General features: G+C 32.2%; 6 protein-coding genes and 6 pseudogenes. 4 read left to right on the top strand and 8 right to left on the bottom strand.

Annotated features, from left to right (window positions below; all coding sequences use genetic code 11):
• Positions 1-40 precede the first annotated feature (40 nt).
• From AC1RYN_RS00345 to ruvC, 7 genes and pseudogenes are all read right to left on the bottom strand, one after another.
• Positions 41-223, bottom strand: a pseudogene (locus AC1RYN_RS00345) (cyclase family protein); the annotation flags it as partial.
• Positions 224-316: 93 nt separating this feature from the next.
• Entirely contained in the window at positions 317-682 is a 366-nt protein-coding gene (locus tag AC1RYN_RS00340) for an NAD(P)-dependent oxidoreductase (RefSeq protein ID WP_481805379.1), read from the bottom strand.
• A gap of 68 nt (positions 683-750) precedes the next feature.
• Positions 751-1,218 (bottom strand): NAD(P)-dependent oxidoreductase, encoded by a 468-nt coding sequence (locus AC1RYN_RS00335; protein WP_481805378.1) that lies wholly within the window; start codon positions 1,216-1,218, stop codon positions 751-753.
• A gap of 167 nt (positions 1,219-1,385) precedes the next feature.
• Positions 1,386-1,762: pseudogene (locus AC1RYN_RS00330) on the bottom strand (GxxExxY protein).
• 198 nt (positions 1,763-1,960) lie between these two features.
• Positions 1,961-3,107 (bottom strand): annotated as a pseudogene (hemW, locus tag AC1RYN_RS00325) (radical SAM family heme chaperone HemW).
• A gap of 87 nt (positions 3,108-3,194) precedes the next feature.
• Positions 3,195-3,565 (bottom strand): annotated as a pseudogene (locus AC1RYN_RS00320) (four helix bundle protein).
• A gap of 80 nt (positions 3,566-3,645) precedes the next feature.
• A complete protein-coding gene (gene ruvC, locus AC1RYN_RS00315) occupies positions 3,646-4,158 on the bottom strand; it encodes a crossover junction endodeoxyribonuclease RuvC (protein WP_481805377.1) in 513 nt (170 codons plus the stop codon).
• Between the two features lie 146 nt (positions 4,159-4,304).
• Between ruvC and AC1RYN_RS00310 the strand changes: the two are divergent.
• The 4 genes and pseudogenes from AC1RYN_RS00310 (at position 4,305) to AC1RYN_RS00295 (ending at position 6,347) form a co-directional block, all read left to right on the top strand.
• Positions 4,305-5,250: pseudogene (locus AC1RYN_RS00310) on the top strand (hypothetical protein).
• On the top strand, positions 5,250-5,531 hold the full coding sequence (locus AC1RYN_RS00305) for a glycosyltransferase (protein ID WP_481805376.1): 282 nt from the start codon (positions 5,250-5,252) through the stop codon (positions 5,529-5,531). Before AC1RYN_RS00310 ends, AC1RYN_RS00305 begins: the two are co-directional and overlap by 1 nt.
• A 13-nt stretch (positions 5,532-5,544) precedes the next feature.
• Positions 5,545-5,691: a glycosyltransferase gene (locus AC1RYN_RS00300; RefSeq protein WP_481805375.1), complete on the top strand. Its 147-nt coding sequence runs from the start codon at positions 5,545-5,547 to the stop codon at positions 5,689-5,691.
• Entirely contained in the window at positions 5,688-6,347 is a 660-nt protein-coding gene (locus AC1RYN_RS00295; RefSeq protein WP_481805374.1) for a glycosyltransferase family 2 protein, read from the top strand. The genes AC1RYN_RS00300 and AC1RYN_RS00295 overlap by 4 nt, the downstream gene beginning before the upstream one ends.
• A gap of 110 nt (positions 6,348-6,457) precedes the next feature.
• Here the strand turns inward: AC1RYN_RS00295 and AC1RYN_RS00290 are convergent.
• Positions 6,458-6,933, bottom strand: a pseudogene (locus AC1RYN_RS00290) (hypothetical protein).
• Positions 6,934-7,168: the final 235 nt, after the last annotated feature.

Genomic DNA, 7,168 nt, shown 5'->3' with positions numbered 1-7,168 from the left:
AAGGTTAATACATGCTCCTGTTGTTAGGGAGGCAGCACCTAAAGTTGGTAGATGATTTCCCTTCTGAAACTTTTCCTATCCAATCACCAAAAACCACTGGTTCAATTACTGGCTTTTCGATATACCAAGCAATCGGGTTTTCATCTGTATTTGTAAGCGGAATCGAAATATCGATAGGTTTTGATAAGTCGATTTGGTATTTATTGTCAATGAGTGCTAGCATAATTGAACGCGGATTTTAATTCAAATTTAAATAAAACAAATCACTAGCGATTCTATCTATCAAGTATTTTCAGATTGATTTAACTAAATCTTATTATAAAACTTCGGGATTTGCAATATTTGTTGGATTACTATTGATATAATTAATTACATTCTCAAAAGCTTTCTCAAAATAGAGCTCGTAGCTATTTTTCTCAACATAACCTATGTGAGGTGTACAAACAACATTTGGCATATTTAGCAATTCAAAATCTACATCATAAATAGGTTCTTCTTCGTAAACATCTATTCCTGCAAATCCAGGTTTTCCGTTTTTAAGCGACTTTAATAAAGCTCCTTTTTCTATTAATTCGGCTCTTGCAGTATTTATTAAAGCTGCGTTTGGTTTCATCAAATCTAAATCGGCTTCTTTTACAATCCCGAAAGTATTTTCATTAAGTCTAAGATGTAATGTGACAATATCACTTTGACAGAAGAATCCTTCTTTAGAATCTGATTTCTGATATCCATCAGCAACAGCCTGATTACTTAATTTTCACTACCCCGAATCAAAACCGTCGCTCCAAATACATTTGCATATTTAGCTATTTGTTGGCCTATTTTTCCATAACCCCAAATACCTATTGTTTTGCCTCGAATAGTAGAACCAATATTAGTTTGCCATTTTCCTTCTTTCATTCCTTGAATAGCTTGAGGAATCTGGCGAACTGTGTTCATAATTAATGCCCATGCAAGTTCAGATGGGGCTACAGGCGAACCAGTCGCTTCGGCAACGGCTATTTTATATTTAGTACACGCAGCAATATCAAGGTGATTGGATTTTTTTCCTGTCTGGCTTATCAATTTCAATTTAGGCAATCTGGAAAGCAGGTCGGCTGAAATTTCTGTTCTTTTCCTAATTAAAACAATAATTTCGGAATCTTTTAATAACTCCGCCAACTTTGAATTGTCTTTTTCGGTATGATTCAGAATAGTAACATCCAATCCTTTCAGCATTTTGAAAGATCTAGTTTTATAACCGCATTTTGGTAATCATCCAATATGGTAATTCTCATCATCTTATTATTTTACCGCAAGGTTCGCAAAGATTTTTGCGCAAAGAACGCAAAGATTTCTCTTGGAGATTGTTGTGGTTAATTGTTAATTCCTTTTAATAATATTAATTACAGATTATTTACAACTCTTCGGATTCCATTTTTTATTAAAACAACATTAAAGTTTATTAGTAAACCTAATTTACAATTTGTCAATTTTAAATAAGTCAATAGCTGTGCAAAATGAATATCATTTAAGGCATCTACCGATTTTATTTCCAAAATTAATTTATTTTCTACTATAATACCCAGTCGATAACCAATATCTAACTTCACTTCCTCATAAATTAAAGGTAATGCTTTTTGTTTTTCAACTACTAAACCTGTTTTTTTCGATTCATAAACAAACACTCTTCATAAGCACTTTCTAAAAGCCCAGAGCCCAATGATTGATGTACTTTTAATGCACAATCAAATACAGTTTTAGATAATTCATTCTCAGTCATAAGTTTTTATTTAACCGAAAAAAGCGTAAAATTTTACACAAAATTCGCAATATTAGAAGATGCAAATCTAATATTTAAACATAAAAAATAAAACTATTCTTACATTAAAGTAAGTTAATGATATTAACTAAAACTTTGCGCCCTTTGCGTATCCCGATAGCTATCGGGACTGCGAACCTTGCGGTTAACCTATTAATCTTAATTTAAATAAAATAAATCTGACGCAATCCCATCAGTCAGGAATTTTCCTTTTGCTGTTGGTCTTAAAATATTATTCTCGATATAAACCAATTCATCATTTAGAAATTTCTCTGCTTGTTTTTTTAGATAAACTAGATAATCTGTTCCAAATTCTTTCTCGATTCTATCTAATGAAACTCCCCAAATGGTTCGCAATCCAGTCATAATATATTCGTTATAACGGTCTGAAACCGAAAGAACTTCTACTTCATTTGGCAATTTATTATCCTGAATTGATTTAAGATAAAGAGAATTATTGGAGATATTCCAACTTCTGGAAACACCATCATAACTATGTGCCGAAGGCCCGACTCCAATATATTTTTTACCCAGCCAATATGCCGAATTGTTTTTAGAAAAATAATTCTCTTTTCCGAAATTTGATAATTCGTAATGAATAAAACCATTTGATTCAAGGGTTTCTACCAAAATCATAAAATGAGCCGAAGCTACTTCGTCATTTGGTTTAGCAACTTTTCCTGTTTGTATTAGTTTACTCAAAGCTGTTTTGGGTTCTACCGTCAATGCATAACTCGAAATCTGTGGGATTCCGAAACTCAATGCAGTTTCGATATTATGTTTCCATTTTTCGTTACTCATTCCTGGAACGCCGTATATCAAATCCAAAGAAATATTATCGAAGTATTTAGTTGCTTCTTCCAGACATTTTTGGCTTCCACCGAATTATGTGCGCGATTCATCATTTTTAAATCATCTTCAAAAAAAGACTGAATCCCAATACTCAAGCGGTTTATCGGACTTTTTGATAACTCAAAAAGTCGTTCTGCGGATAAATCATCTGGGTTTGCTTCGAGTGTAATTTCAGGATTATCTACAACATTATAATTTTTATAAACTTCTGAAATTAAAAAGTTTATTTCGTCATTTGTCAATACCGAAGGAGTTCCGCCACCAAAATAAATGGTTTCAATTTGATTATCACTTCGAGCAGAGTCGAGAAGTTCAAGCTCATTTTTCCGCATAGCAATTTCTTTGGCAATAGCCAAAACCATATCTTCTTTCTTCTCATTGAAGTCGAAAAATGAAAATCACAATAATTACAAGCCTGCTTGCAAAAAGGAATATGAATGTAGATACCGGACATATATTAGTAATCAGTGGTCAGTTTTTAGTATTCAGATTTCAGAAAGTGGTCAGTTAAAAAAGTTAATCTTTACTGAACACTAACTACTTATTCTTTCTTTACTCCAAATTTATCTGGATTTAATATCATATAATTAATTAGTTTACCAATCTCGATACTCAGTGAAATAAGTTTCTGGTAGAAATCTTCACTTATATATTTACAAGCCAAAGCAAATTCTAACCAAACTTGTGTCTCGGAGTTTTCGCCATCGGAATCAGTCAATTTACTATAAAAATGCTTAGGATAAACTCGTTTTCTGTAAGCTTCTGCGATCGTAGCAGGAACACTCTGGAAGAACGCCTGATTTGATCCGTCAATGAATACGTTTCTTCTTTTGGAAACGACTTTGTTATTTCAAAAATTTTCATTGCTAATGAAAATGATTTCTTATAAGCTAATAAATCCTGAAATCTCATATCTATTTTTTAACTGATTACTAAAAACTAATAACTGAACGCTATTTCTTAACTCGTTCTTCATTTTGTTTTATCAAATACTAACCCGTATAGCTCTTTGTCCCGATTACTTTTCCTGAGTTGAAAAAGTGACAAACGGCTGCTGCCAATCCATCTGTTGAATCTAAGTTTTTAGGTAATTCTTTTAATCCTAAAAGTTGTTGAAGCATTTTAGCAACTTGCTCTTTACTAGCATTTCCGTTACCGGTAATTGCCATTTTTATTTTTTTAGGTTCGTATTCCGTTATCGGAATATCTCTCGAAAGTCCTGCTGCCATTGCAACTCCCTGTGCTCGTCCTAACTTAAGCATCGATTGAACGTTTTTACCAAAGAAAGGTGCTTCAATTGCAATTTCATCTGGATTATGTGTTTCGATTAATTCGATGGTACGTTCAAAAATGATTTTTAGTTTCTGATAATGATTATCATATTTGGACAATTGCAATTCGTTGAGTTGCAAAAATTCCATTTTTTTATTGACGATTTTTATCAATCCAAAACCCATAATTGTTGTTCCTGGGTCGATTCCTAATATGATGCGTTCTTTTGTCATTATTTTTTGTTGCGCTAAGTTTCACAAAGTAGACAAGAAACACGAAGAACTATTTATCCTCATTTAAATCTTTGCGTTTCTTTGTGATTTTCTTTGTGAGTCTTTGCGAAATAGCTTTTACAATAGTTTTTCCTTTACTTTGCAGCATGATTTCAATTCCTCACAAAGCTAAACAATTCCTTGTTCTTGTAGTCAAACTTTTGATTGTAGGTGGCGCATTTTACTTTATTTATAATCAACTGGCGCAAAATGACAAACTCGACTGGCAAAAGTTTATCGTTTTGTTCAAAAAGAACCAATCGGTTTCGGGGATTGCATTCATTTTATTGTTCAGTGTTTTAAATCGGTATTTCGAAATCTTAAAATGGCAAAATCTTGCTCAGGTTATCCATAAAATATCAGTTTCTGAAGCCACAAAGCAAGTTCTTGGCGCTTTAACAGCTGGGCTTTTCACACCAAACGGTATTGGAGAATATGCTGGAAAAGCATTGTTTTTTGATAAAAAAGATACTGAAAAAAGTGGTTTTCTTAAACCTGATTTGCAACGGAATACAAATGGTTCTTACGGTAATATTTGGTGTTTTTGGTTTGATGTATTTTAACTCAAAATACAATGTGATTACACCAACAACGGTTGCATTACTTTTTGGTCTTCTACTGGTTTTATTTCTCGTAGTTTTTCTATTAAAAAAGATAACAATCAAAGGATATTCTATCGAGAAACTAATTCATAAGATTAACGAAATTCCAAAATCAATTCATCAAAGAAATATCCTTTTAGGAATTTGCCGTTACCTTGTTTTTTCACATCAATATTATTTTCTTTTTCTCGCTTTTGATGTCGACTTGCCTTACATCACACTAATAGCAACAATCTCTTCTGTTTATTTCTTAGCTTCGTCTTTACCTACTTTTCAATTTTTAGATTTTGCTGTAAAAGGAAGTGTTGCCGTTTATTTCTTTGGAATTCTTGGCGTAAACGAATGGATTGTGATTTTCATATCTACTCTGATGTGGTTCTTAAATGTAGTTTTACCTGTGGTTATTGGAAGTTATTATGTTTTAAATTTTAAAACTAAAACCGCTAAATAATGGTAATTCTGTATTCCATAATACTAATCTATTGTCTTGTTATAGCTTGGCTTAGTTATGGTTTTACCAAAATTAAAAAATATCAATCTACCGAATTACCTCCTAAAACCCGTTTTTCGATTATAGTTCCTTTTAGAAATGAAACAGAAAATCTACCTATCCTTTTAAATAGTATTTCAGCATTAAATTACCCAATAGAATTCCTCGAAGTCATTTTAGTTGATGATGATTTGAAGAATCGTTTTGTATTCTCTCTCAGAAATTTAATATTCAAATCATGAAAAACATTCGTGTTTGAATTCTCCTAAAAAAGATGCGATCACAACAGCAATGCAACATGCCACGAATGAATGGATTATTACAACCGATGCTGATTGTATTGTTCCTAAAAACTGGTTACAAACTCAGATAATTACATTGAGCTTCATGATGTTTCGATGATTGCTGGAGCAGTGACATATGAATGCGATAAATCTTTTTTGCATCATTTTCAGCAATTGGATTTAACGAGCTTACAAGGCGCAACAATTGGAAGCTTTGGTCTAAATAACGGTTTTATGTGCAATGGCGCTAATTTCGCCTACACCAAATCATTATTTAAAAAACTAAATGGATTTGATGGAAACAATAAAATTGCCAGCGGAGATGATGTTTTTTTATTACAAAAAGCAATTGCAACATTTCCTAAGCAGGTGCATTATTTAAAAGTTGATGAAAATATTATCATCACAAAACCAACTCCTGATTGGAGAAGCTTATTTCATCAACAAATATGTTGGGCTGCTAAAACGGGCTCGTATCAAAGTATGTTTGGAAAATTATTGGGCACTCTTGTTTTCCTTGCTAATTTAAGTGTGGTAGCGAGTTGGATTCTATTCTTTACGTTGCAAATAAACTACACTAATCTATTAAGTATATTAATCCTTAAATTTATTCTGGACTCAGTATTACTTTACCAAACCAATTCTTTTTTGACTGGAAAGCAAATGCGGTATTTTATTCTATCAAACTTATGGTATCCTTTTTTTAGTACTAGTGTCGCTATATACAGCCTATTAGGAAGTTATGAATGGAAAGGCAGACAGTTTTCTAAATAATATTCTGGTAAAATGATAACTCTAGCCCTGATGGAAGCGGCATCCTTTTTATGGCTTTTTTTGCCATAAAAAGATATAGCGGACAGCAGGAATAGCTTCAAAAATTAATACTATTCTACCTTAAGAATCACTGGCAATATAAATTGAGTTTTAACCGGAATTCCACGTTTAATGGCTGGATTAACTTTAGGAAAATCAACTAAACGTGCACGCAAAATACTATCGATCTTTACAGTATCGTAAGCCACTGAATCTTTTGGAAATTGTGGTTCGAATTTCATTGTGGCATTTGGAAATATTGTCACTTTTACTTCGATAGTGTCCAGTTCTGGATAAAGAATTGCAAGTGTATCGCTGCTTAGTTTTTGTTGAATGAGCTGTGTCATTATCTCGAAAAAACACTGCTGGCGCTGCTTTTTATTTTCAATTTTTTCACATTCAACAGGGATGGAAACTCATCGACTTCTTTCCAATTAATTGACTTTAGTTCTTTTTGAAGTAATTCTTTTTCAGAAGGTACCTGCTTCTCAAAATATTGACAAGAGTTAAACAAAAAAATTACTAATAAAAGAGAAAATTGCTTCAAGGGTTTTATTTTGAATTGAACTATAATTTATAAAAATACAACTATTTTTTTTGAGAAACTTTTGAATAACAAATAATCCTCGTAACTTTCTGAAAGCCATTGCTCTTTATTTTTTGCTGCTACTTCTTTTTGAGCAGGATACAGAATTGATAATTGGTCGAAAAAGTGGCTATTTGAACTGTATAATTATAAAACTGCGTTTTAGTTAAAATAACATCTGGATTACTTTTCTCTT

Source organism: Flavobacterium sp. TC780, assembly GCF_056783245.1.
This window is presented reverse-complemented; position numbering and strand designations above follow the sequence as displayed.